21 protein-coding genes and 1 pseudogene are annotated in these 25,190 nt (G+C 70.6%); 16 read left to right on the top strand and 6 right to left on the bottom strand.

Going from position 1 to position 25,190, the window contains the following annotated elements:
- The 7 genes and pseudogenes from MXD58_RS01875 to MXD58_RS01905 all read left to right on the top strand — a co-directional run.
- Positions 1 to 229 (top strand): annotated as a pseudogene (locus tag MXD58_RS01875) (hypothetical protein); the annotation flags it as partial.
- Positions 230 to 298: 69 nt separating this feature from the next.
- A complete protein-coding gene (locus MXD58_RS01880; protein WP_248840517.1) occupies positions 299 to 1,894 on the top strand; it encodes an Hsp70 family protein in 1,596 nt (531 codons plus the stop codon).
- Between the two features lie 97 nt (positions 1,895 to 1,991).
- A complete protein-coding gene (locus MXD58_RS01885; RefSeq protein WP_248840518.1) occupies positions 1,992 to 4,706 on the top strand; it encodes a hypothetical protein in 2,715 nt (904 codons plus the stop codon).
- Between the two features lie 38 nt (positions 4,707 to 4,744).
- Positions 4,745 to 5,914, top strand: a complete 1,170-nt coding sequence (locus MXD58_RS01890; RefSeq protein WP_248840519.1) for a TRAFAC clade GTPase domain-containing protein — start codon at positions 4,745 to 4,747, stop codon at positions 5,912 to 5,914.
- A complete protein-coding gene (locus MXD58_RS01895) occupies positions 5,911 to 8,463 on the top strand; it encodes a GAP1-N2 domain-containing protein (RefSeq protein WP_248840520.1) in 2,553 nt (850 codons plus the stop codon). Before MXD58_RS01890 ends, MXD58_RS01895 begins: the two co-directional genes overlap by 4 nt.
- A 35-nt stretch (positions 8,464 to 8,498) precedes the next feature.
- Complete coding sequence (locus tag MXD58_RS01900) at positions 8,499 to 10,205, top strand: TRAFAC clade GTPase domain-containing protein (RefSeq protein WP_248840521.1); 1,707 nt, start codon at positions 8,499 to 8,501, stop codon at positions 10,203 to 10,205.
- On the top strand, positions 10,205 to 10,342 hold the full coding sequence (locus tag MXD58_RS01905) for a hypothetical protein (RefSeq protein ID WP_248840522.1): 138 nt from the start codon (positions 10,205 to 10,207) through the stop codon (positions 10,340 to 10,342). Before MXD58_RS01900 ends, MXD58_RS01905 begins: the two co-directional genes overlap by 1 nt.
- Before the next feature lie 67 nt (positions 10,343 to 10,409).
- On the opposite strand, the gene grpE is transcribed toward MXD58_RS01905, so the two are convergent.
- The 3 genes from grpE to MXD58_RS01920 form a co-directional block, all read right to left on the bottom strand.
- A complete protein-coding gene (gene grpE / locus MXD58_RS01910; protein ID WP_248840523.1) occupies positions 10,410 to 11,129 on the bottom strand; it encodes a nucleotide exchange factor GrpE in 720 nt (239 codons plus the stop codon).
- A gap of 119 nt (positions 11,130 to 11,248) precedes the next feature.
- Positions 11,249 to 11,980, bottom strand: coding sequence for an NUDIX hydrolase (locus tag MXD58_RS01915; RefSeq protein WP_248840524.1), 732 nt, complete (start codon positions 11,978 to 11,980; stop codon positions 11,249 to 11,251).
- Between the two features lie 60 nt (positions 11,981 to 12,040).
- A complete protein-coding gene (locus tag MXD58_RS01920; protein ID WP_248840525.1) occupies positions 12,041 to 12,241 on the bottom strand; it encodes a Clp protease N-terminal domain-containing protein in 201 nt (66 codons plus the stop codon).
- A gap of 34 nt (positions 12,242 to 12,275) precedes the next feature.
- Between MXD58_RS01920 and MXD58_RS01925 the strand changes: the two genes are divergently transcribed.
- Together MXD58_RS01925 and MXD58_RS01930 are read left to right on the top strand one after the other, a co-directional pair.
- Positions 12,276 to 12,911 (top strand): peptide deformylase, encoded by a 636-nt coding sequence (locus MXD58_RS01925; RefSeq protein WP_248840526.1) that lies wholly within the window; start codon positions 12,276 to 12,278, stop codon positions 12,909 to 12,911.
- Positions 12,912 to 13,182: 271 nt separating this feature from the next.
- Positions 13,183 to 14,640, top strand: a complete 1,458-nt coding sequence (locus MXD58_RS01930) for an acyl-CoA carboxylase subunit beta (protein ID WP_248840527.1) — start codon at positions 13,183 to 13,185, stop codon at positions 14,638 to 14,640.
- Positions 14,641 to 14,656: 16 nt separating this feature from the next.
- On the opposite strand, the gene MXD58_RS01935 is transcribed toward MXD58_RS01930, so the two are convergent.
- Positions 14,657 to 15,454 (bottom strand): ABC transporter permease, encoded by a 798-nt coding sequence (locus MXD58_RS01935; protein WP_248840528.1) that lies wholly within the window; start codon positions 15,452 to 15,454, stop codon positions 14,657 to 14,659.
- Positions 15,455 to 15,651: 197 nt separating this feature from the next.
- Between MXD58_RS01935 and MXD58_RS01940 the strand changes: the two genes are divergently transcribed.
- A complete protein-coding gene (locus MXD58_RS01940; protein WP_248840529.1) occupies positions 15,652 to 16,521 on the top strand; it encodes a Sco1979 family transcriptional regulator in 870 nt (289 codons plus the stop codon).
- 28 nt (positions 16,522 to 16,549) lie between these two features.
- Here MXD58_RS01940 and MXD58_RS01945 read toward each other — a convergent pair whose 3' ends face one another.
- Both MXD58_RS01945 and MXD58_RS01950 read right to left on the bottom strand, forming a co-directional pair.
- Positions 16,550 to 17,347 carry an SAM-dependent methyltransferase gene (locus MXD58_RS01945; RefSeq protein ID WP_248840530.1) on the bottom strand — a complete coding sequence of 266 codons (798 nt, stop codon included), beginning with the start codon at positions 17,345 to 17,347 and terminating at the stop codon, positions 16,550 to 16,552.
- Between the two features lie 96 nt (positions 17,348 to 17,443).
- Complete coding sequence (locus MXD58_RS01950; RefSeq protein WP_248840531.1) at positions 17,444 to 18,595, bottom strand: substrate-binding domain-containing protein; 1,152 nt, start codon at positions 18,593 to 18,595, stop codon at positions 17,444 to 17,446.
- Between the two features lie 760 nt (positions 18,596 to 19,355).
- Here MXD58_RS01950 and MXD58_RS01955 point away from each other — a divergent pair.
- The 6 genes from MXD58_RS01955 to MXD58_RS01980 all read left to right on the top strand — a co-directional run bounded on the left by MXD58_RS01955 (position 19,356) and on the right by MXD58_RS01980 (position 25,183).
- Positions 19,356 to 19,793 (top strand): hypothetical protein, encoded by a 438-nt coding sequence (locus MXD58_RS01955; protein WP_248840532.1) that lies wholly within the window; start codon positions 19,356 to 19,358, stop codon positions 19,791 to 19,793.
- Between the two features lie 140 nt (positions 19,794 to 19,933).
- Positions 19,934 to 20,632, top strand: a complete 699-nt coding sequence (locus tag MXD58_RS01960; protein WP_248840543.1) for a class I SAM-dependent methyltransferase — start codon at positions 19,934 to 19,936, stop codon at positions 20,630 to 20,632.
- A 727-nt stretch (positions 20,633 to 21,359) separates the two neighbouring features.
- Positions 21,360 to 21,896, top strand: a complete 537-nt coding sequence (locus MXD58_RS01965; RefSeq protein WP_248840533.1) for a PKD domain-containing protein — start codon at positions 21,360 to 21,362, stop codon at positions 21,894 to 21,896.
- Positions 21,897 to 22,079: 183 nt separating this feature from the next.
- The gene (locus MXD58_RS01970; protein ID WP_248840534.1) at positions 22,080 to 22,955 is read left to right on the top strand and encodes a hypothetical protein; all 876 of its coding nucleotides are present in this window, start codon (positions 22,080 to 22,082) and stop codon (positions 22,953 to 22,955) included.
- Between the two features lie 84 nt (positions 22,956 to 23,039).
- Positions 23,040 to 23,633, top strand: coding sequence for a hypothetical protein (locus tag MXD58_RS01975; protein ID WP_248840535.1), 594 nt, complete (start codon positions 23,040 to 23,042; stop codon positions 23,631 to 23,633).
- A gap of 215 nt (positions 23,634 to 23,848) precedes the next feature.
- On the top strand, positions 23,849 to 25,183 hold the full coding sequence (locus tag MXD58_RS01980; protein WP_248840536.1) for a hypothetical protein: 1,335 nt from the start codon (positions 23,849 to 23,851) through the stop codon (positions 25,181 to 25,183).
- Positions 25,184 to 25,190: the final 7 nt, after the last annotated feature.

The following is a 25,190-nucleotide window of genomic DNA, read 5'->3' on the forward strand; positions in this document are numbered from 1 at the left end:
CGGCTGGGGTGGGCAACGCCCGCCCCGACCGGGCGGCCCGGGAGCGCGGGAGGACCCCGACGCCGCTGGCCCGGCCGACGCCGAGGACCCAGTCGACGCCGAGGACCCAGTCGACGCCGAGGGCCCGCCCGGCGGGGCCGGTTCCCCCGACGGCAACCGGCCACCACCGGGGACGATCCGGCGGATCTCGACCGACTTCCTTTTCGACGACGAGCCACCCAGGTCCTGACGCTCCCCGGCCGCACCACGCGACGCGGCCCTGGACCGGGACGGATGACCTCCACATGGAAGGCACGACATGGCCCAGCGACCCACCCTCGGCATCGATCTCGGCACGACGTACTCCTGCGTCGCGCACCTGGACGAATACGGCAAGCCGGTAGCGCTGCAGAACGGCATGGGCGAGTACACGACGCCGTCCGTCGTCTACTTCGAGGACAGCGGCCAGGTCGTCGTCGGCAAGGCGGCGAAGAACGAGCTCAACCGCGAGCCGGACCGCGTGGTGCAGCACATCAAGCGGCACCTGGGTGAGCCCGACTTCTTCCTGGAGATCGACAGCCGCAGGTACTACCCCTCCCAGATCTCCTCCCTCATCCTCAGGCAGCTGGTCGAGGACGCGCTGGTCGCGCTCGACCTGCCGGTCCCCGGGTCCGGCCCCGTGGCCGACGTGGTGATCACCGTGCCCGCCTACTTCGGCGGCGCTGAGCGCGAGGAGACCCGCAAGGCCGGCGAACGCGCCGGGCTGAACGTGCTGAGCATCATCAACGAGCCGACGGCCGCCGCGATCGCCTACGGCCTGCTCAACAAGGACAAGGAACGCACCGTCCTGGTGTATGACCTCGGCGGCGGGACGTTCGACGTCACGATCATCACCGTGTCCCCGGCCGAGATCCGGGCGGTGGCGACCGGTGGCGACCGCGACCTCGGCGGCGCCGACTGGGACCGCAGGCTCATCGACCACTTCCTGGAGCGCTTCGAGGAGCAGTGCCCCGACGCCGGCGACCCGCGCGAGGACGCCGAGGCCCTCGGCGCGATCGCGCTGCAGGCGGAGGCGGTCAAGCGCGATCTCACCGCGCGGACCAAGTACGGGCTGAGCATCACCGCCAACACGCAGCGCGCGAAGTTCGACCTCACCCGCGAGGCCTACGAGGAGCTGACCGAGGAGCTCGTCGACCAGACCCTGCGGCGCACGGAGACCGTGCTCGACGCCGCCCGGGACAAGGGTGTCGCCAGCATCGACGAGGTGATCCTCGTCGGGGGCATGTCCCGCACCCCGATCATCGGGTCCCGGCTGGCGCAACGGCTGCGCAGCCGCTTCCCCGACCTGCCCGACCCCAGGCTGTCCGACCCGGACCAGATCGTCGCCAAGGGCGCCGCGCTGTTCGCCGCGAGCAAGGTCGAGGAGAACTACGGCGGCGGCCCGAACTCCCGCCCGTCGGGTGCCGGTGGGCTGCGCGGCACCGTACCGAAGATCGTCAACATCACGTCCCGTGGCTACGGCCTGCGCACCTTCGGCTCGAAGGAGGACCAGGAGGGCCACATCTCCTGGCAGATCCGGCCGAACGACGCGCTCCCCGTCGAACACCTCGACACCTACCACACCCTGTTCGACAACCAGACCGAGGTGGAGATCAGTGTGTACGAGTCGACGACGGAGGAGCTGTCCGAGGTCGTCAGCGTGAACAAGGAACTCGCCAAGGCGAGCCTGACCGGGTTTCCGCCCGGCAAGCCGGCCGGCCAGCCGCTGAAAGTGACCTTCTCGCTCGGCGACGAGTCGATCCTGCGCGTCCACGCGGTCGGCCCGACCGGCAAAGACCTCCACGTCGAAGTCAAGATCGCGGGCGCGACTCCGCCGGAGGAGGAGGTCAAGCCGCTTCCGAAGATCATCAAATGAGCCGGGACGGGTGGGTGCCACCGGCGAGCGCGACGACGGTGGATCAGGACGGCGGTGACCGGCAGGAAGGACCGCGCCGCCGGCGGAGGAGACCGCGATGAGCGAGACACCGTGGAGCCTGGACAGGACGAGGTTCCAGCGCGAGGTGCTGCGTCCGGTCAGCCGCGGCTGGGACCCGACGAGCAACCTGTTTCGCACCTACCTGCTCCCGCCCCGGGTGGCCGATACGGCGTCGATCGAGGCCGCGATCGGCGGTGTGCTCGCCGCCATCAACCAGCAGGAGAACAGCGGCGCCTACGGCGTGGCGGCCAAGGTGGTCAAGCGCGGGCACCAGAAGGCGGCCGCGCTGCTGCGCGACGACGTCCTGCGCAGCGGTCATCGGGACGCCGTCCTGGCGGCCCGCCGCCCGCTGCGGACCGCCCTCGAACACGACCTGCGCGACCTCCCCGCCGCGCCCCCCGCGCTGGTGGACTCGCTGGTCAGCCGGTTCGGGCACGCCTTCACCGGCACCGAGGTACGCGAGGTCGTCACGGAGCTCGGCCGGGTCGTGCGCGAACCGGCCCGACTCGGCGAGGACCTCGAGCCGCCTGCGGACTACCACAAGGCCCGGGCCGAGCTGGCCCTGCTCGACACGCGGTCGTTACGCGCTTACCTGCTGGACCGCTTCACCGTCCTGGCGCCGTCGGACAGGCAGCTCGAGGACCGACGCCTCGAACTGCGCCGCGCGGTGAACGACGAGGCACTCACCGCCGAACAGCGGGTGCTGGCGAAGGTGCGGACGTGGACGCGGGACGGTCAGCTCGCCGGGCTGCTGGCCGCGGAGCTCCGCGCCGAGCTGCTGACGCAGGCCCCGTTCGGGTTCGACGCGGTGCGCCGCGCCGCTGCCGATCCCCCGGTCGCTGCGGCGCTCGCGGCCTGGGGGATGCCGACGGCAGCGGACGACGTCGCCTACGCGGCGATGTGCCTGGCCCGGTTCCCGGCTTCGGCCGGGTCCTCTTGGCGGGCCGCCGTCGAACGGGCCGTCGCGGCCCGCGACCCGCGGACGGCGGTGAGCCTGCTCGACGCCCAGACACGGCTGCAACCCGCCGAGGAAAAGCAGCGTGACCGGCTGCGTGCGCAGATCGCGGACGTGAACGCCCGCCTGGAGCAGGCCCGAGAGCTGGAGGCCACCGACCCGGAGGGGGCGCTGGCGGAGTACCAGCGCATCGCGCGGATCAGCGCGGAGCCCGAGATCGACCAGGCGATGCGCCGCTGTCGCCCGGCGCCGCCGGGCTCGGTGACCGTGCGGGCCCGTGGCGAGGGTGCGGTCATCCGCTGGACGCCCAGCACCGCACGCACGGGTGCGATCACCTACCGGGTGCTGCGGGTGCCCGGCGAGGTGCACGGCAGCCGCGGCCAGGTGCGCCCGGACACCGACGCCGCCGTCGAGATCGCGCTCGACGTCGACGGCGGCGAGTACCTGGACGCCGATCCACCCGCCGGCCAGCCGCTGTTCTACAGCGTGTTCACCCTGCGGGAAGGCCAGCCGTCCCACACACCAGCCACCAGCGCCGAACCCGTGGTCCTCCTGCCGGACGCCCGGGACGTGGTGCTGCGGGGCGGGGCGGACTTCGTGGCGGGCAGTTGGCGGCTGCCCCGGGGGGCGAGCGGCGCCCGGGTCCTCCGCTCCCGTCCGGGTGCGGCGACGACCCCGGTCGCGACGGAACCGACCGGCTTTCGCGATCGCGCCGTCGAACCCGACGTCCCGTACACCTACCGGATCCAGGCGCTGTACCGGAACCACGCCGGCGGTGAGCTGGCCGGCGGTGAGCTGGCCAGCGGTGAGCTGGCCAGCGGCGGCGTCGAGGCGACGGCCGGTACCCGCGTCCAGCCGAGGCCGGTCGAGGACCTCGTCGCCGGCGCCGAGGCGGGGGCGCTCACCATCACCTGGACACCGCCGCCGCGTGGGACGGTCGAGGTCCGGCAGTTCGACAGCACGCCTGAGCTGCGGACCGGCGCCGTGCTGCCCGTCCTGTCCGTGCAGGATGCCGGCACCCGGGTGGTCACCACCGCGCCCGCCACCGACGGCGAGCTGCACGCACCGGTACCCGCGAGCGGCCGGCAGTACTGGCTGGTGCCGCTGACGGTCCTCGACGGCCTCGCGGCCGTCGGCACGCCGCACCGCGTCGACACCCGGCTGCCCCCGGTGCGCGGGCTGCGGGCCCAGCGCCTCGGCGGCGAGTCCGTCCGGCTGACCTGGCAGTGGCCCGGGGAGGCACCGGAGGTGCTCGTCGGCTGGAAGCGTGGCGCGGCCCCCAGCGGCCCCGGCGACCCGGATGCCTCCTTCCGCCGTTACACCCGGGCGACCTACCAGCAGGACGGCGTCGACCTGCGGCTGCCACCGGGATCGCACACCTTCCTCGTCTGCGCCACCGCCCGGGTGCGCGGCCGGGAGGTGTACGGCTCCCCCGCCGTCGCGCAGGAGGGGGTACGGCGGCGAATCAGCTACGACGTGCGCCGCACCGGTGGTCGCTGGGGCGGGCGGGGGGGTGGGCTGCGGCTGGTGGTGGAGTCGCTGGACGGCGCGCCGCCGCCGGACGTGGTGCTGGTGGCCGGTTCCCGGCTGCCACCGCTGGACGCCGCCGACGGCGAATCCGTGCTGACGCTCGCGAGCCCCGCGGACCAGGCGACGACCCGCGTCGAGGCCGGGTTCACCCTCGACGCCCTGCGCCACCTCGCCCGCCCGCTGAAGCTGCGGGTCTTCCCCGCGAGCCGCTCGTCCGGCGCGGTCGAACTGATCCCCGCCAACCCGGGAAATCTCGAGATCCGTTAGGCGGCCGTCTCGGTCGTCGACCCGTCGTAGGGATAGCCATGGCACGCCTGAACTGCCCGTTCTGCTGGGAGTCGACGACCGTGAAGGAGCTGGCCCGGCGGTGCCCGGACGAGTGCGGTGAGGAGGTCGACACCCCGCTCAGCGAATTCAACGGCATGAGCCGGCCCGGCCTTCGGCGTCCGCTCGCCTTCACCGCCGACCAGGCGCAGAAGGACGGTCGGTGTCCGCACGGTAGACAGGCCCCGCTCACCCGGATCTGCCCGCACTGCCATAACGATCTTGAATACGACTACGTACGGACGGCGGCCAGCAGCCGGCCGATCGCCCTCATCGGCGCCTCGGGCTCCGGCAAGAGCGTCTACGTCGGGGTGCTCGTCCGGGAGCTCAAGACCCGGGTCGGGACGAAGTTCAACGGGATGGCCGTGGAGTTCGTCGGCGACCAGTCCCGCGCACACTACGACGAGGTCTTCCGGGTTCCGCTGTTCCAGGACAACCAGACCCTGCGGATGACCGACTCGCTGCGGGTGTCCAGGCGCCTGCGGCCGTTGCTGTTCTCGCTGCGGATCCCCATCCGGCGGCTGCGCGGGAGCCGGCTGGCGCTGGCGATGATGGTCTTCCTGGACACCTCCGGTGAGGACGTGCTCGCCGCGAAGGCGATGGACCGCCTCGCCCGCTACCTCGACGCGGCCGCCGGCATCGTGCTGATCGTCGACCCCCTGCAGATGCCCGACGTCCGCGAGGCCGTCGAGACAACGGTGTATCCCACCTCCAGCACCCGCCAGATCGACGTGGTCGAGCGGCTGGGCGCACTCCTGCGCGAGCAGCGCGGGCTCTCCCCGACCCAGCGGATCGACAAGCCGCTCGCGGTCGTGCTCTCGAAGATCGACACACTGGACACGGTCCTGCCCGACCAGTCGGCGCTGCGCCGCCAGGCCGACCACGACGGCGGCTACGACGAGGCGGACGGCCAGCTGGTGCACGACGAGGTCCGGGCCTGGATCCACCGCTGGTACGGCGAGGGCCTCATCAACACCATCGACTCGGCCTTCACCACCAGCCGGTATTTCGGCATCTCCGCCCTGGGAGCCCCACCGCGCAGCGAGGGTCACCTCGACCCGTCGGGAATCCGGCCGCTGCGCGTCGAGGATCCGCTGCTGTGGCTGCTGTCCCGGTTCGGGTTCGTGCCGCGGGCCAAGGGGAAGCGATGATCCGCCAGCTGCACTACACCTCCACCGAGACCGGCCGCGACGGCGTCCAGGGCTTCCAGGTCAGTGCCGTCACACCGGGCCTGGAGGAACGCCATCAGGACACCGCGATCGGGCTGGGCGTCTACCGGGTACCACCGGATTTCCCCTTCGACCCCACCGAGGAGGACCTCAGCCGCAGCCCGGTGAGCCTCGGGTACCTGCGCACGGCGGACGCCGTCTTCGTGTTCCGCAGCGTCTATGTCGGGGCGGACTTCACCGGACGCCAGGGCAACTACTTCGCCCACAGCCTCGTCCTCGACGACGTCGAGGAACTCGGCGACCTGCTGCCCATCGACCTGTGGGACGCCCGGGTGTGGTCCCGCAGGTCGCCCGCGTCGGGCTCGCTCCCGACCGTCGACCAGCTGGCCGCCGGGCGGCTGGCCCAGCCGCGGCGCACCCGCGAGTTCCTGCTCGCCGGCGGCCGGCTGACCCGGCTCCCGGAGGTACTCACCGCGGTCCGCGGCGCCGTCGCGGACCAACGGCGCGTGCTGCTCGTCTGCCCCGGCTCCGACGAGGCGGCCGGTTGGATCGGCGCGGTTCTCCGCTCGCTGCCCCGCGCCTACGCCCTGGATCTGCCGTTCACCACGTTCTCCGCGACCCCGGGCGAGACCCAGTTCCTGCTCGTCGCGACCACACCGGACGTCAGGCTGTCCACCAACCCCTACGACCAGCCGGTCGTCGTCGACCTCACCGGGACGCGACCGGCGCCGAAACCGGACGCCGCCGGCCGGCACGAGGCCGACCCGCCCGCGGGCGCGTCCCGGTACGCGCAGGTCGTGAGGTACGCCTGGGAGACGGACGAGGCCCAGGTCGCGGACCTCGTCCGGACCGCGGACCAGGTGCGGCCGCCGCTGAGCGCCGAGGAGTACGACCAGTTCGCCGACGGGTGGAGCTTCCTCGTCGGCAACGCCATCCCGGCCGAGCGGCTCGCGGACGCCGCCGAGTTCGTCCTCGCCCGCCTGCCGCATCTCGGCACGGACCGGCTGTTGGAGCATCTCGCCCGGGCGGTGACGGACGGGCGGCCACTCGCCGAGCCCCGGCGCTGGTCCGCCATGCTGCGCGAGGTCGGTGCGGGCGGGCGGGCGCTGCCCCCGGACGTCGAGCGCGCCTACCTCGCGGGTGTGCTGGCGGCGCGGGCGCCTACCGGCGCGGCACCCGGCGACCAGAACGGCCTCTGGCTGCCCGACCTGTCGCACCCCTGGCTGCACGACGTCGTCTCCGGCTGGCTGGTCGAGGTCCTCGCCGAGGCGGACGAGCATCTCTCGGCCGCGGCCCCCGGGGCGACGGGGCCCGTCGACGCCGCGCTGACCGCGGTCACGCTCGCCGCTCTCTTCCCGGCCGCGGAACAACGCCGGATCGCCGACGCGATCGGGTCGGTGCTGCGCCGGGACCCCGCGGACGAGGTCTGGCGTGCCATCGCGGCGCGGCCAGCACTGGAACCGCTGGTGGGGCGGCTCGCCGCCGCCCTCAGTCCGCGCGGCGAGGACGAGCTGCTCGCCCTCACCTCGGTGCTGCCGGCGGCCGCGGTCGCTGTCCTCGCACCGGTCGCGCAGCCCGCGTCGGGGCTGGGCCTCGCCGTGGCCATCGCGCGGGCCCGGACCGGCACAAGCGACCGACTCCAGGCGCTGCGCGAGATCCTGGGACGATCCTCGCGCCGGCCGGCGGCACGCACAATCGGCCTGCTGACCGATCAGCTGTGGCCGGCCGATCTGCTGCCGACCGCGGCGGAACTGGCCGGGATCCACGAGATGTTCGCCGAGACCGACGCCGGATCGGCGGCCGGCACGTCCTTCGCGACCCGTGCCGTCGAGCGCCTCCTCGCCGACGCCCACGGCCCGGCCGGGCTGGGCGGCGCCGACCATCGGCTCGCCAACCGCCTCGGCACGGACAAGCAGGCCAGGGGCAGCCTCGCCGCGGCACAGCGCAGAGTCGTCGACGCCATTCGGCTGGACGGCTACTTCCGGAGCATGCCACGCGCGGACGAGACGGCCGAGGGACTCGCCCGAAACGCCGTCGACCACTATCCGGAGGTGGTGCAGGCCATCGGCGGCCGCCTGATGGACGCGGTCGCGGCCTGGTTGCTCAGCGTCTCCGACCCCGCCTACCACCTGCGTCTGCTGCGCGAGCTGGCGCAGGCGGGCGGGCTGCCGTTCCAGGCCGCGTACAGCCGGCGGGCGGGAGCGGTGCTGACGGGCCAGCCGGAGACGGCGGTCTGGATGATCGCCGTCTGGCACGCCCTCGATCGAGGCGACCCGTTCGGTGCGCAGCTCATGCGGGAGACGCTCGCGGAGGCGGTGGCGCGGCTGCACCGACGCGAGGCCGACGCGGTAGAGAAGGCGTTCGGGACCGCCTCCGCGCAGCTGTGCTCCGCCCTGCCCGGCACGCTCGACCGCGGCTGGGACGACGACTGGGCGCGATGGTGGCGGGCCTACCGGTCGCGGCACCACCGGACGCTCATCGGCCGGCTCCGCCGCTCCCGCCGCGACGACGGCCAGGGCACAACCACATGATTCCGCTCGGGGGGTAAGTCATCTATCCGCTGTTCATGTTCGCGTTGGCCTGCGGCGTCGTGTACCTGTCGTTCGCCTTTCTCGCACCCACCGCCTTCGTTCTCGCGGCCTGCTACGCGGGATGGCTCTTTCTCGTGGAGTGCGCTCTCACGACCAACGCCGTCTTTCGCGGTTCCATACCGCTGGAGCGGATCCGCATCCTTCCGCCGCCACCGGAGCCCCCCGACCAGCAGACCCACGAACCTGCCTACCGTAGTTACTTCTTCGGCCCACTGTTTCGGGAGTACTCGCTCGCGGTCGAAGCGGCCTGGCAGCAGGGCCGCCAACGGATCATCGGCGTGGCGAGACCCCCGGCCGACCAGCACTCGGGCCGACCCCGGGTGGCGTTGTTACAGCAGATCCAGAACATGCGTTTCCGTGTCACCTCGCGTGGGATGCGGCTCGCCGGTCTCGGGCCCTACCTGGGCGCGCTCGTCGGCGTGTGTGCCGGCTTCGCCGTCGCCGCCGTCTTCGCCGCCGCGGTGTCGGTTCTCTATCTGTTCGTTCTTGCCCTCGCCGTCCTGGGCTCGCTGATCGTCGCCGGCGTGATGCGTCTGTTCGAGCGGCTCTCCCTGCTCCTGCGCGGAATCACCCTCGAATGCCGCGCCTGCCATCGGCGGGTCACCGCGCCGATCTACCAGTGCCCTCGCTGCCCACCCGCCCAGCCGGCGATGCACCAACGCCTGGTACCCGGCTCGCTGGGTATCTTCCACCGCCTCTGCCGATGCGGCCAGGTGCTGCCGACCCTGCTCGCCGGCGGTAAATGGAAACTGCCGGCCTACTGCAACCACTGCCGGGAGGCACTGCCGAACCGGGCCATGACCGCCCCGACCTTCCACATCCCGGTGGTCGCCGGTCGCCGGGCCGGCAAGACGGTCTACATGATGTCCGCCATCGCGCGGATGGAAACCCGGGCCCGGCGGGAACCCGACTTCGACTTCGAGTTCACCGACGAACCCGGCCTGGCCGCGTTCGCGCAGGCACGAGCGATCCTGCGCGTCGGCACGCTGTCCTCGATTCCCGCGACCGACGCGGCCCGGCGGGTACACGCCTACACCGTGTTCGTCAGCTGGACGAAGACGGTCCGGCGACGTCTGCTCTACTTCTACGACCCCTCCGGTGAGGTGCCCGAGGGCAGCCGGCTCGGCGGTGGTCTCGCCGGTTTCCACTTCCTCGGCCACACCGCCGGCCCGGTCCTCGTCGTGGACCCGTTCGCCTTTCCCACCGTCCGCGGCGCCGCCGATCCCCGGCTCCTGACCGACGTACGGCCGTCCCTCGTCGACCCCGAGCAGGTTTTCGGCCGGTTCGTGCAGAGCCTGCGCGAACACCTGAAGGCGCCGGTGGACCGGCGGATCGCCCAGCCGGTCGCCGTCGTCCTGACGAAGGCCGACGCGCTGACCGGCCTCGACGACTGTGCCCATCCCTACGAGAAGCTGCGCACGAGCGGGACCTCGTCGGCGGACCGGGCCGAACGGTCGGCGGCGGTACGCGACTGGCTCACCTCGACCGTGGGCCAGCGCTCCCTCGTCACCAGCATCGAGAGTTCCTTCTCGCAGGTCGGCTACTTCGCCGTCAGCGCGATGGACGCGTTCGACCCGCAGGACCACGCCAGCACGCGCACGGGCGTCACGTTCCGCAACGACGAACCGAGCGAGCCCGTGATCTGGCTGCTCACAGCCGCAGGAACGAGGAGGCCACGCTGATGGATGAGGTACCCCGCCCGATCGTGACAGGGCGGCGGATCGCCGCGTTGCTGCTCGTGGTGACCACCGCCGCCGTGTTGGTGGCAATCATCAGCTACGTGGCCTGGTCCTACACCCGGCCGCCTTCGGTGCAGTAGCCGTCGCCGTGGGACCGGCGGAGTAGACAAAGCCCGCCGGTCCACCCGGCCTACCGGCGGAACCCGCCTACGGCGCTGCGACGAGGCCGTACACAACGACCTCGGCATATCGCAGGATCCGTATCCCGCTGCGATAGCCGGGACGAAGGGTCTCGGCGACCAGTCCGTCGTGCGGCGCCACCTCCGTGGGCTGGACCCGGGCGGCCCGATGCTGCCTGCGGTCGAACGGTAAACCCGGCTCAGGCGCGAAGATCTCGACGCCCTGGCGGTCCAGGATCATCGACAGGTCGCTGGCGATATCGCGCAGCACCCGATCCAGGTCGGTGGGGGTGACTTCCGTTTTCCCTCGCCAGGCGCTGGCATTTCGCAGACAGGAGTCCGCCAGCGCAATCAGGTCCCGGACGAGCGGATCGACGATCTGCTCGAAAGCGCCGCGCCGCAGCCGCTCGTTCTCCTCGTGCAGTCGGTCGACCAGCGTGGCCTGCCGCTCCGACTGGGTGTATAGCTGGTCGATCGCTGCACGCAGCAGAACCAGCTCAGCGGCTACGTCACGAACGTCCGGGACAACGCCGGGCGCGGCCGAAGGGGCGGGCTCCGGCTGCTGCGTGGGCGCCGCGAATTCCTGCTGATGTGCCACTCCAGGCGCGTCGGGCGGAAAACCGGTTGTCGCCGCGCCTTCGCTCTGGACCGGCACGGGCGATAGCTGCTCATCCCGGTCGTCGACCGGCACCAGATCGCGTAGCAGGTCGTGCTGCGAAGTACCTGGATCCTCGTTGCCCGCCATCATCGGATGCCAATTCCCCCGTGTTCATGCACCGCGGACCGTTCATGCTGAATGAATCATACGAGCAGGCCCGGCACCGGGTTTCGCACCCGGTGTCCACGTCCGCCGGCCTACCACAATCGTCAGTCGAACAGGGCGGGCGCCGCCGGATCGGTCAGGAAACCGAACATGAGGGCAAGCTGGGCGGGGGTGTTGCGCTTCAACGACAGCGGCGGTAGCGCGTCGCGGCTGAACCAGCCGACGTCGGAGGTCTCCAGGCCGGCGCCGGGCGCACCGCCGACGATCCGGCACCGGATGAAGATCTTGTAGGTGTCGTTCGGGTACGGCGGATGGTCGTGCCGGCGCTTGTCGAGGACACCGAGCAGGCGGACGGGCTCCGCGAGCAGGCCCGCCTCCTCCCTGATCTCCTTGACGGCGACCTCCGCCGGGCTGTGGCCGACGTCGGCCCAGCCGCCGGGCATCGACCAGCAGCCGTCCTCCTTCTCCCGGACGAGCAGGATCCGGTCCTCCTCGAACAGCACGCCCCGCACGTCGACCTTGGGCGTCTGGTAGCCGACCTCGCCGCCGAAGATGCGCTCGGCCACCGGCACCGTGACATCGGCGCACCGGGCGGCGATCCGGTAGGTCAGTGCCCGCAGCTGCTCGAAGCGCTCCAGGTCGAACGGGTCCTGGGAGTATGCGAGTCCGGCCTGCGCGAGGGAGTGCAGCTCCCGCACCCACGGCAGCCACTCGGGGTTGCGGGCGCCGACGGCGTCCCAGGCGGGTTCGACTGGCGCGCCGTCGCGCGCGGTCGGGTCAGGCACGGGGGCCGGCACGGGATCATTGGCTGCCCCTGTCATGGCGCGCTCTGTCATAGCGTGATCCTCCCCCCACGGACCGGGGCGGGGCGGGAGACCCGCCCCGCCCCGTGCCGCTTACGCGTCGGAGCCGGCGATCGGGGCCTGGGCGCTCGCGACCTGTGCCTCGACCGCCGACCGGTCGAGGCCGAGGTCGGTGAGCAGGCCCGAGCCGTCCTCGAAGGCGAGCTGGGCGAGCAGGATGTGCTCGGTGCCGACGTAGTGGTGACCGAGGCCCGTCCGCTCAAGGTTGACGGTCGGGCGTGGCGGACCGGCCATGGTGGAATGAGCGGGTGACCGCCGGACGCCTCCGATGACCGCATCGCCTGACCAGCTCGTGGACCTCGTCAACGCCGTGCTCGCCGCACCGCGACCGTGGTCGATCATTCAGCTGGGCCAGCCGGTGCTGCGCCGGCCGGCGCTCCGCTACGACGGCCAGCTTCCGGACGAGCTGCTGCACCGGTTGCTCGACGCGATGCGCGAGCATCTGCCCGGCCGCGGCGTCGGGCTGGCCGCGCCGCAGATCGGCATCCCGCTCGCGCTGGCCGTCGTCGAGGACCCCGCCACCGTGCCCGCCGAACTCGCCGAGGTGCGGGAACGCTGGCCGCAGCCGCTGCTCGAACTGGTCAACCCGGTGGTCACGCCGATCGGCACGCAGCGCCGCGCGTTCTACGAGGGCTGCCTGAGCATGGTCGGCTACACCGCGGTGGTGTCCCGTCATCACCAGGTCCGGCTCGAGCGGCTCGACCGGGACGGCACCGCCCACACCCACGAGCTGGCCGGCTGGCCGGCGCGCATCGCCCAGCACGAGACCGACCATCTCGGCGGTGTGGTGTATCTGGACCGGGCCGAGCCGCGGTCGATGTGCTCGATGGACAACTACGAGCGGTTCTGGAACCAGCCGACCCCGGCCGAGGCCGCCGAGTTTCTCGGGTTCACTCTCGGCTGACCTGGGCCGATTTCCGCCCGCACCGGCCGCACGTCATCGCCTTGAGGTGCATTAAAGCGAAACGAAAGGCCACCCCGCCATCATGGGGCCGTACCCGCCGGCAGAACGAATCTGGGCCCGCGTAGACATCGAAGGAACGCCCCGACTCCCATCGGAGCGCACCCACCGGACAGGACGAATCCGACCTCGCGTAGACGCCGGCACCCGCGCGCGGACTCGCGACGATCCAGCCTGACCCGCCGAGGCGGCGGCACGGGCGGGAAGGGGCACCATGGCGGAGGTAGCGAGCGGCGAACGAGTCCAGGTGACCGTTCCGGAGCAGGATGTCCGGAGCCCTCACCGCCGGCTTTCCCACCTGTTCGATCCGGGCTCCTTCAGCCCGTTCCCGCTGAGTCCCGGCAGCCGGGTGGTGACCGGCCGGGGGCTGATCGACGGCGAGGTGACGATCGCCTTCTGCACCGACGGCACCCGGATGGGCGGCGCGCTGGGTGCCGAGGGGGCAGCGGAGATCGTCGCCGCCATCGAGGAGGCGCTGCGACTCGGGCGCCCGGTCATCGGGCTGTGGCATTCCGGTGGCGCGAGCCTCGGGGAGGGAGTGCAGTCCCTCGACGGGATCGGCCGTATCTTCGCGGCGATGATCCACGCCTCGGGGCGCATCCCGCAGATCTCGGTGGTGCTGGGCCCGGCCGCCGGCGGCGCGGCCTACGGTCCGGCGCTGACCGACGTCGTCATCCTGGCGCCGTCCGGGCGGGTGTTCGTGACCGGGCCCGACGTCGTCCGCAGCGTCACCGGCGAACAGATCGACATGGAGGGCCTCGGCGGCGCGGACGCGCACGGCCGCCGCTCCGGCGTCGTGCACGTCGTGGCCGACTCCGAGGGCGACGCGCTCGCCCGGGCCCGGCGGATCACCACCTTGCTGGCCGGCGGCGGCGCGAGCCCGGACGAGGGCGGTCTCTCGGCACTCGATCCGGATGAGGACCGCCGGCCGAATCCGCAGTCGCTGCTGCCCGACCGGCCGCGGCGGGCCTACGACGTCCGGCCGCTGGTGTTGCGGCTGCTCGACGAGGGCCGGCACCCATTCGAGGAGTTCCAGGCCCGGTGGGCGCCGAACGCGGTGGTCGGCCTCGGCCGGTTGTATGGCCGCTCCGTCGGGGTCATCGCGAACAACCCGATCCGCAAGGGCGGCTGCCTCGACTCGCTCAGCGCCGAGAAGATCTCGCGGTTCGTCCGGATGTGCGACTCGTTCGGCATTCCGCTCGTGGTCGTCGTGGACGTGCCCGGTTACCTGCCGGGCGTGCAGCAGGAGTGGGAAGGCGTCGTGCGCCGCGGCGCCAAGCTGCTCTACGCCTTCGCGGAGGCCACCGTCGCCCGCGTCACCCTGGTGACGCGCAAGTCGTTCGGCGGGGCGTACATCGCGATGAACTCCCGCTCGCTGGGCGCGACCGCCGTCCTCGCCTGGCCCGAGGCGGAGGTCGCCGTCATGGGCGCCGAGGCCGCCGTCGGCATCCTGCACCGCAAGCCCCTCGCCGCGGCCTCCGACGACGAACGGCCCGCGCTGCTGAAGCGACTCGTCGAGGAACACACCCGCACGGCCGGCGGCATCGACCGCGGCGTGGACCTCGGCGTCATCGACGCCGTCATCGACCCGGCCGACAGCCGCCGCCGCATCGCCGAGGCCCTCGCCACCGCCCCCGCCCGCCGCGGCTCGCACGGGAACATCCCGCTGTAACGCGCCGCGCGGGCGGTCACGACCGGCGGCCGGGGGTGTACCAGGCGCCGATGCTCAGGCGGGCGGCCAACCCGAACAGCCAGAACACCGTCAGACCGAACAGGGAGGCCACCATGATCGCCGCGAACAGCGGGGCGGACTGCAGTCGCTGGGTGTAGCCGTCGATGAGGCTACCGATGCCCGGTTGCCCCTGCCGGAAGAAGAAGTCGCCGACGATGGCGCCGATGACCGACAGGCCGGCGGAGATGCGCAGCCCTGAGAAGATCGCGGGCAGGGCGGTGGGGAACTCCAGGTGGACGAGCCTCGTCCACCTGCTGGCCTGGCACAGGGTGAACAGGTCGTGCTGGCCGGCGTCGGTCGACTGGAGCCCGAACAGGGTGTTGGTGATGATGGGGAACAGCGCGACCAGGACACACACGACGGTGCGGGACCAGAATCCGTAGCCCGCCCAGAACCCGATCAGCGGCACGATCGCGAGGATCGGGATCGTCTGGAGCACCACCGCCCAGGGGTAGAACGACCGCTCGGCCCAGCCGGCCTGGCTCATCAGCACGGCGAAGGCCATCCCGAGGACGGTGGCGATGGCCAGCCCCGTGAGCGCCACCCGCGCTGTCGTTTCCAGTCCCCGCAGGGTCTCGCCGAAGGTGGTCCAGTCCCCGAAGCCGTCGGTGAGGACCGTGTGCGGCGGCGGCAGCAGGAAGCGGCGGCGGGGGGCCAGCGCGAGGTAGGTCACGGCGTACCAGACGCCGAGGACGGCAGCGAGCACGGCCAGCGGCGGCCCAGCCGCCCGCGCCGCCCGACCCGCCGCGGTCACGCGAACGACTCCGCAAGCGCCGGCAAGACCGTCCGGGCTGCGTTACCGAAAGTGGCATCGAAGCGCATCGCCGGCATGCCGGCCTCCTTTCCTGAGCCGATAGTAGCTCCGACGTGGAGCGTGGCCGGGCACGCCCTCCTGGGATGCCGCATTCATCCGGTACGCTTCCGGCGAGGCGGCCGGAGAGGGCGAGGGAAATGACGCTGCAACGGGCGAGCGGGCCGATCGTGCGCCGCGTCGTACTGGGCACGCAGCTACGGCGACTCCGGGAAGCGCAGGGCATCAGTCGGGCGGAGGCCGGCTACAACATCCGGGCCTCTGATTCGAAGATCAGCCGCATGGAACTGGGCCGGGTCAGTTTCAAGAAACGTGATGTGGCTGACCTGCTGACGCTGTATGGAGTCGCGGACGAGAAGGATCGTTCGCCACTGCTGGAGCTCGCCCGCGAGGCCAACGAGCCAGGTTGGTGGCAGGGTTTCGCGGATGTGGTGCCGGGATGGTTTCAGCCGTACCTCGGCCTGGAGGAAGCGGCGATCCTGATCCGGACCTACGAGATTCAGTTCATCCCCGGTCTGCTGCAGACCGAGGCGTATGCCCGTGCCGTCATGGCCGGCGGTCGCCATCCGGGCGGCGCCGACATCATCGAGCGCCGGGTGCAGTCGCGGATGAGTCGGCAGGCCGTTCTCGACCGGCCGGATCCACCCAAACTGTGGGCGATTATCGACGAGGCCGCGTTGCGGCGCTCCGTCGCCGCACCGGCCGTCATGCGCGCCCAGCTCGAGCATCTGATCGCGATGAATGAGAACCCGAACATCACCATCCAGGTGACTCCACTGCACATCGGCGCCCACCCTGCCGAAGGCGGCGCTTTCAGTATTCTGCGGTTCGGCGAGCCCGACATCGCCGACGTCGTTTACCTGGAGCATCTCACGGGCGCCATCTACCTCGACAAGCCCGAGGACCTCACCCGCTACATGCTCGCCATGGACAACCTGACGCTGCGCAGTACGGCGCCCGGCGACACGGCGAAGGCCATCGAGGAAACAGCGTCGCACCACGTCGGTTGACGCCCGCCCCGCGACCGGGCGGCGCACGTCAGAGCTTCCGGCCGACGCCACACAGGTCGTCGATCGGCACAGGCGGTTCGGCCGAGGGATCAGGCCGCCATAACGGCGTCGAGACCAGACCCGGTTCGACAAGTTCGAAACCGTCGAGAAAACGAGCCACCTGCTCGGGGGTACGCATGTGGTACGGGAACTTCTCGTCCTTGTGGAGAGAGTGGATGGACTCGGCGCGGTCCTGCCCCATCACGGCGTAGGTGCCGTCCTTGAAGACGAGATAGCTGCCGGCGGGAAGCGCGTCACGCAGTTCGCGCACAATCGCGTAAGCCTCGTCGAGATCAGCCACATTTCCCATGATCCCGAGCATGATCAGCCCAATGGGTCGGGTGAAGTCCAACGTCTCGCTGGCGGCCTGGAGGATCTTCTTCGGCTCGCGGACGTCGGCGTCGATGTAGTTCGTGGCTCCCGCGGGCGAGCCGATCAGCAGCGCCCGCGCGTGCGCCAGGACCAGCGGGTCATGGTCGACGTAGACGATCCGCGACTCGGGGGCGATCCGCTGCGCCACCTCATGGGTGTTGTCGGCCGTCGGCAGGCCGGTGCCGATGTCGAGGAACTGCCGGATACCCACCTCGCCGACGAGGTGGGTGACCGCGCGGCCGAGAAAGGCCCGAGCCTGCCGGGCGATCTGCACGATCTCGGGCAGCAGCTCGTAGAGCCGATCACCGAACTCGCGGTCGACCGGATAGTGGTCCTTCCCGCCCAGCCAGTAGTTCCATACCCGCGCCGAGTGCGGCACGGTGATGTCAACAACGGGTACCGAACCGTCACCCATGGGTAACTTTCCCTTCGCAGCCCTCGCGGGGGTGGCCAACGATGCCGACGCTGATCATAGAAACCGTCCGGGGCGGTTGTGCCCCGGACGGTTTCTTTACTTCAGCGTCACCGTCTTGTCGAGGAACTCGTTGGTCACCAGGCCCGCGGCCGTCAGCCCCGGCTTCGGTGCGGCGCCCTTCGCCGCGAAGACCGGTCCCAGCCGGCCGATCAGCTTCTCTACCCGGGCCGCGTCGAAGCTGCCCAGCACCCCGTCACTGCCGTTGGCGATCAGTCCGAGTTTCTTCTGCGTGGCGTTGCCATAGGCGAGCAGCCCCGGCGATAGCGTGAACCCGCCCGTGCGCAGCTTGCTGACGACCCGCAGCAGGAGCTGGTTCGCCGGCGCCGGATCGGCGACGTAGTCGCGCTGCGCGCGCTGCAGCAGCGGCACCAGCTTGGCCAGGCAGGCACGCTGGCTCGACACCTTGTCCGGGCGGACGGCAAGTGCGGAGATGTACGCCGGGTACTCGTCCTGCAGAAGGTGGTACTGCACCGGCCGGCCCCACGCCTTGACGTCGTGCTCGAGCAGATAGGGCTCGTTGGTGACGAACGCCTGCTGCACGATCTTGCCGTCGGCGGCGACGAACCGGTCCGGCGATCCCTGATAGGAGGTGTCGACCTGGGTCTTGGTCAGCAGCCCCTCCCGGACGAAGACGTCGGGAAAGGAGGTTCCACTGGCACTGGCCAGCACCGTCGCGCCCGACTGGCGAATCTCGGCGACGTTGGTGAACTTCCACGCCGGGTCGCCCCAGATCAGCGCCAGCGGAGACTTCTCGTAGGGCGCGAGGACGGCGACCGTCGGCTGCTTCGCGGAGGCCTGCACGGCCTCGTCGGTGCCCACGTAGCCGGCCAGGATGCTGTCGTCCTGGGCCAGCAGCGAGGTCACCGGCTGGAAACCCGTCGCCGGTCCGCCGGCACGCACCTGCAGCCGCACGCCGGTGTCGCCCAGTGGTCCCTCGACCCGGTTCTTACCCACGTCGATCGTCGGGTTCGCGCCGAGCAGCTGATACAGGTAACCGTCGGGCAGGCCGGGCCACCAGTTCGCCTGAATGACGACGGTGGACGGGCAGATCCCCTTCAGCGGTGTCGCGTAACGCGACGCGGCGGCGGACCCCGTGGCGGACGAGCTGACCCCGTCGGAGCCACTCGACGAGCCGGAACAGGCGGTCAGGCCCACCGTCAGCGCCGCGACGCATCCGCCGACCGCCACCCAACGGCGGCGAAACCTCGAGACTCGCACCTGTCCAGTTCCCCTCAGCTGTGTGAAACATGCGACACCGGCGATTGAGAAGGCCGGACCCGCGCCGCTTCTGAGCACGGCGGACTGCTTCGGCCCGCCGTGAGGATTCCACACGCTCAAGGACAGAGCGGCATGAGGTGTCCATGCCAGAACGTTCGGTCACAAAGAGACAGGACGTTTCCGTCAGCTCCCCGGCCCGGCATCGGCGGTGACGAGTCCGCCCACCACCGTCCATCAGGACGTTCGCCACCCACGGTGGCCAAACCCCAAGGTCAGGGGCTTCACACCGGACCGATGGCCGAAGTCCGACATTCGCGTTCGATCATGAGGGAGCCAGTTCGGCCGCGGAGCAGGCGCGGGGCACGGTGCCGGCACCACCCTCCGTGACCGGTTACCGACCCTCGTTCGGACTGGTGAACCCGCGGCGAACGTCCGTCCGTCTCCAGTCCGATCGATGACGCCGAGACATCGGGTGCCCCTCGGCGCCGGGTGGCACCAGATGTTCGGGTGGCACCAGATGTTCGAGTGGCACCAGATGTTCGGGTGGCACCAGATGTTCGGGTGGCACCAGATGTTGCAGAAGCAGGCGTGCCGCGCCTCTAGCGGTGGTGAGGCGGCAACGGCGAACGGACCACCCTTGACCACGGGGACGAGCTCCGCCAGATCACCTGATCTGATACCGACATCATAGGACGAGTGTCACGACCACTGACAGCAGAAGGGGACCGCGATGGCCGCCACCGCCGATAGACACCGATGGACTCCCGAGGCCGTGCGCGCGCTCGGCATCACCACCGATCTGACAACCGCAGCCAGCATTCTGGATATTGGCAGAACCAAGGCATACGAGCTGGTTCGCAAAAATCAGTTTCCCGTGCTGCCCATCAAGGCCGGCACCCGCTACGCGGTGCCCACAGCCCCGCGCCTCGCCGCCCTCGGAGCGGATGAGCCACCGGAGACCGCGGAAGAACGCGCGCCTGGTCCCGCCACGCAGAAATCCACTGCTGAAGTAATTTTTCGTGAGCTGGCACGTGAGAACGCCGACACCCTGCATGCGGTGCACGCACGCATCGAGGATGCCTGGCGACAGCAAGGCCGTCTCCCGCCCGAGGCTGACGGACTCTGGACAGCGATTGGACGGTTCATAGCAGTATACGGAGACAAATAACATGACAGAATTCTGGGTCGGCGATGACTTGGCCGCAAGGAAGCGAGTAAACCATGACATCCACAAGCTCGCGGCACTATGAGCGCCTCGCCGCCACCTACGATCAACTTTGGACCCACAGTGACACCTTCGTGAGGTGGATGACAGAGAGGGTTGCGGAGTCACTCGCGCTTCGGCCCCATCATCGTATCCTCGACGTGGGCTGCGGGACGGGCTTGTACGCACGCCAGCTCGTACGGGCGGTCCGACCGGTCAAACCCGTTCTGTGCGCCGACCCGTCCGCGGCCATGCTCGATCGGGTCGAGCCGACGGCCGGGATTCATCCGGTCCTCGCCTCGGCCGAGCAGCTCGGCAGTGTGCGCACGGGGACCGTCCGACCGCGGGTCCGACCTCGTTCCATTGACGCGATCCTCCTCAAGGAAGTCATTCACCACGTCGCTCCTGCCGACCGCGAACAGACCATCACGGGCCTCAGCCGACTCCTCGTCAACGATGGTCGCCTGCTCATCATCATGCTTCCCACCCAGATTCGCTATCCACTGTTTAACGAGGCCCTACGGAGGTTCGAGGAGCTGCAGCCGGACCCGGAAGAGATCGCCGCATACGTTCGCCGGGCTGGCCTGTCCGCAGGCATCGAATATCGAGAGTTCGCGCTGACTGTTCCGAAAGAACGCTACCTCGAAATGGTACGCGGCCGTTACATGTCTATCCTTTCGACGTTCGACGCAGCGGAGATTGATGCGGGGATAGGCGAGATCGACCTCGCCCATCCGGAGTCGATGCTCTCGTTCCCCGACCGTTTCGCCTTCGTGATCGGGACTCGCCCGCCGATGCGGTGATCTCCGCCGGCCGCGGGCAACCTCCGCACCTCGGCCTGATCGCATGCCCAGGCAACCTGGTCCAAAGCCTCCGGCAACGTTGCCTCGGCAACCGTCCGGAGGCACTGCCACCTCAGGCACCTCAGGCACCTCAGGCACCTCAGGCACCTCAGGCAACTCAGGCAACTCAGGCGGCCCGGGCAACCTCAGTAACCTCAGAGACCTGGGCAATCTGGGCAACGTCGGGAACCTGAGCAACGTCGGGTAGGTAACTAGCAACCAGCACCAACCCGCCGCTGACCGGTCGTCGCTGGCATCAGGTCACGTCGCGCCCGCAGGCTGCCCGGCGCCTTCCTCGACCATGACCCACAACGCCTCCCGATGGATGTCACCGTCGCTACGACTGGTTCCACTCCGGTGCGCTCGGATGTCTCGGCGACCTTGGCGGCGCGGCCGGGCCTTGGCCGCGATCGTCGTTCTGGCCGCCACAGGCATGGCTGTCCGTGTTGCGCCCGTGAAGGCTGACCCTGGACCCGTGGCAACCACGCCGTGCGCCGGAACCCTCTGGGGGACCTGCGCTCTCCAGTCGGCACCCGGTGGCTACCGTTATCAGTACAGCTACAGAGACGGAATGATTGTCCCTGTCCCTGTACCGCCCACGCCTTCCACGACTCTTTGTGACGTCAGCTGTCCCGCCGACCCGTCCGCGGTCTGCGATCTACTCACCACGGTCGGTCCCGACCCCACGATGAGCCCGGACGAGCGTGCGGGGTATGACCGCACCGTCTCCGGCTGCGGCAACTACCTGCTCGTTGACGGCCCGGTTCCGCTGGCCCAGGTTCAAACGGCGTTGACCGAAATCATGCGCGAGACGTTGCTGCCGGAGTCCTCGATCACGGCCACGACCTGGACCCCTGGTCTCGCCCGACCCGGATTTCACTTTCACGCGAACGGACCCTCGACCTACTCGGGGGATACGACGAGGACAGCTGAACCACTGGCGGCCACTATCCATGCTTCCCCGCGGTACCACTGGGATTTCGGCGACGGCACAGCGGAGGCGACATCCAACATGGCGCTGGCCGCGAAGGGTGGGAGCGCAGTCGACGTGACGCACCGCTACAGCAGACCGGGATATTTCCGGGTCGCTGTCACGGTGACCTGGACCGGAACGTTCGCCCTTGCCGGTGTCCCCCAGCTACTTCCACTGCAACCGGTACGCCTCTCCACAGCTACCGAAATCCGCGTGACACCGCTCGATACGGTTGGCGCGCTTCCCCGATAGAGCTGATGGCTCATTGGCCTGCATAGCAGGGGAACCACAGATCAATCTGTACCGGGCAACCAACTCTCTCGGTGAGTTGCCTGCGGCTACGACGTAGGCAACCAGGTACGTGAGCAATCAGAACGGCAACACCGCTGACGACAGTGGCTCCACAACCTCGACCGACTCGAGAACGGAGCCCTGATGCAGACCTCCCCCACATGGCGGCGCATCGCAGTGTTCGACGCGCTGGAAATGGAATGGGCGCACCTCGCGGCCAGCCCCCGGCTGCGGTCCGCCACCCGACACTGGTCCACCCTGGACCCGGCTCTCCGTGAGCTGGCTTCCCCGGAAAGCATCCTGGCCGCCGGTCAGAACCTCGCCGACTACGAGCAAGTCGGTGCAGTGACCCTTGCCCTTACCCGAATTACGTCCGGCTTTCCCGAACCCAGCGCCGCAGAGAAGAGTCACCGGCCGGCCAGCCGGGACGCCGACCAGGATCTCGCGGTACGCCTTCTGACGCAGATTCTGCTGCCCGGTCTGAAGGCGTTGTGCGCTCGTTCCCGGTGGATGCACCAGCTCCCCGACGGCGGCAGCCTCTGGCTGGTCTCGGACCGGGAAGAATGCGCCGCCATCGCATTGGAACTCCTTATCGCCGGAATCCGGCACTACCACTGGCGGACCCGCCGCGGCCCGGCGAATCTCAACCTCCTCAACGATGTCCGCACCCGACTGACCCGTCAGGTCACCCACGCCCGCGCTGGCGACCACCCGCTCCGGCTGTCCGGGGACGACAACGCCCTGACCGAAATCCCCTCCGACACCGGACCGGACGAGCATCTCCTTTACACCGAGGCCCTCGTGGACCTTCTCCGTTGGGCGCTGCGCGCGGGCGTGCTGTCCGCCGACGCGGTGCGTCTCATCGCCCGCACCCGCCTCGCCGATCACAGCCCGGACGAGCTGGCGGACGAGTTCGGGATCGCCGCGGCCAGCGTCCGCCGACGCCGCCAGCGGGCCGAGGCGACCCTCGCGACCGCCGCCCGCGCCGCTGGCCGCTGGCCGCTGGCCGTGGCTGCCTGATCCCTCGCTGGCCCCGCCCCGGCCGCACATCAACGAACCGCGTCTCGCCGTAAACCACCCATCGCCCGCGAAGGAGCACCGCTCATGCCGTCCACCCCGTCGACCGGCTGGGTCCCCGATCTGTCCGTCTTTCCGCGCCTTCCTGACATCGAGTTCCCGCCGGGGGCCGCCGACGCCCTGGCATCGCAGGCGGGGCCGGAACCGGCCCTCGTCGACGTGGTGGCCGCCCTGGCCAGCGAGGGTGACAGGGTGCCGCCGATCGCCTGGGTGCCGGGCACCGAGGCGACGGCGGAGCTGACCTGGTCGGGTCGGGTGACTCGACTGCGGATCGGCCTGCACGCCGGCATCGACGACGCCGCGGGAGAGATCATCCGCGCTTCCCGCGGCCACGAGACCCGCGACCGGATCTGCTGGTCGCTGGCCGCGGCCACCTACCCGGTCGCCCTGCTCGTGTTGGAAGCGCTGCGCCGTCGGGAAGTCGTCGCCGCCTGGCCGGCTCTCGGGATCTTCGTCGGCGTGCTGGCCGTGGCCTGTGTCGTCGCGCGGCTGTACAGCCGGCGCCTTGAGCGACGCGTCATGGCCGACGTGCTTCGCCTCGTCCCCATCCACCAGCCCGGCGACCGCCGGGACGTCCCTCTCCTCGACGTCGCCGATATCGAACTCGCGCATCGGACCTGAGGTGCCCACGCCGCCCGTGCCGCGATCGGCGGCCAGCTCGGTTCGAGGTGGGCATGGCGACGGGATCGATGTCCGTTTCGCCGCGCCGCGCGTGCCTTTCCCGGGCAGCCGGGCAGTTCCTTGTGCCCGTTCCACTGCCCGCCCGCTCGACGTTCGAACACAGGAGACGACCATGAGACCCACCCGTCGCCGGCCTGCCCGCCGGAGGTGACGCGATGACGAAAGTCCGAACACGCGGGCTCTCCCAGCCGCGGAGGGAACCCGACGACGACGCGTCCGCCGCGGAACCAGACGACGACTCCGGGTCGGCCGTCATCCGCTCGTCGCACCATGCCGCCCGGTTAACGACCGCGGCCTCGGCGCTGCTCTGGCTGCTGGTCGGCACGGGCGCGATCGGTGGTCTCGCGGCCTGGTTCACCCGACCAGCGGACGCCACCTCGGCTCGGCCGCAGACGGTCCGTTCCCCGGTGGGCCCGACCGGCTGGGCCGAGGCGTTCGTCTCCACCTACCTGCGCACCGGCGAAGGCGAGGAGGACCAGCTGCGGATGTTCTACCCGGGCGTCCCGGCACTGGACAAGGTCACGCCCGTCGCGGCCAGCCCGACGATGATGTCCACCTACACGCTTCGCTCCGCGGAGACCGCGCCCGGCTACTGGGCCGTGACTGTCGCCGTCACCGAGCAGGCCACCGCCTCGGTGGGTGGTGCCGGCTCCGGAGGCACCGGAGGCACCGGAGGCACCGGAGGCACCGGCGAGACCGACGGGTTCGCCGGCGCCCAGGACTCCGTGCCGACGCCGAGGCCCGCCGGCGATGTGCTGGCCTGCTATCAGGTGTCGCTGCTGGCCCGGGGAGACGCGATCGCCGGTGGGGTCGACCCGACCGGCTCGCCCAGCGGGTACGCCGCCACCCGGCTACCGGATCGGGTTTCCTGCCCGCCCACTCTTTCGGGTTCGCCGAACCTCGCCCTCGACGGTGCGGACGTCGGCCTGAACGACCCGGTCAACGACGTTGTCCGGCGCTTCCTCGCGGCGCTGTTGACAGGCGACGGAGAGGTCGCCCGGTACAGCAGTCCGGGCGCGGGCGTGCGCTCCATCGTTCCCGCCCCCTACACCGGCGTGGAGCTGGTCAGTCTCGCCCGCGACACAGCCCCTGCGGCCAACAACGATCCGAACGAGGCCCCCGCGCCCGCGGACGGCCAGCGGTTGCGGGTACTGGCCACGATCCGGGTATCCGGCCCGGACGGCATCCGCATGCTGTCCTACCCGCTGCGGCTGACCGCACGGGCCGGGCGGTGGGAGGTCTCCTCGCTGGACAGCACCCCCCCGCTGCGCGGCGCCGAACCGCCGCCGGTGGCACCAGCTCCCACCCCGCAGGACACCTCCGCACCGCTGACCTCACCGCCGGCCGAGCCGTCGGCGGGCCAGCCGTCGACCAGCCAGCCGGCTGCGGGCTGGCCGACCGAAACCGCACCGGACCCCATGGCGCCTGCATCCGCAGCAGCGGACACCGCCGCCGCGACGCCGGCCTCGCCCGAGTCCGCGTCCCGCTGAGAAGGAG

The sequence above is a fragment of the Frankia sp. AgKG'84/4 genome, from assembly GCF_023242965.2.
Taxonomy (GTDB): Bacteria; Actinomycetota; Actinomycetes; order Frankiales; family Frankiaceae; genus Frankia.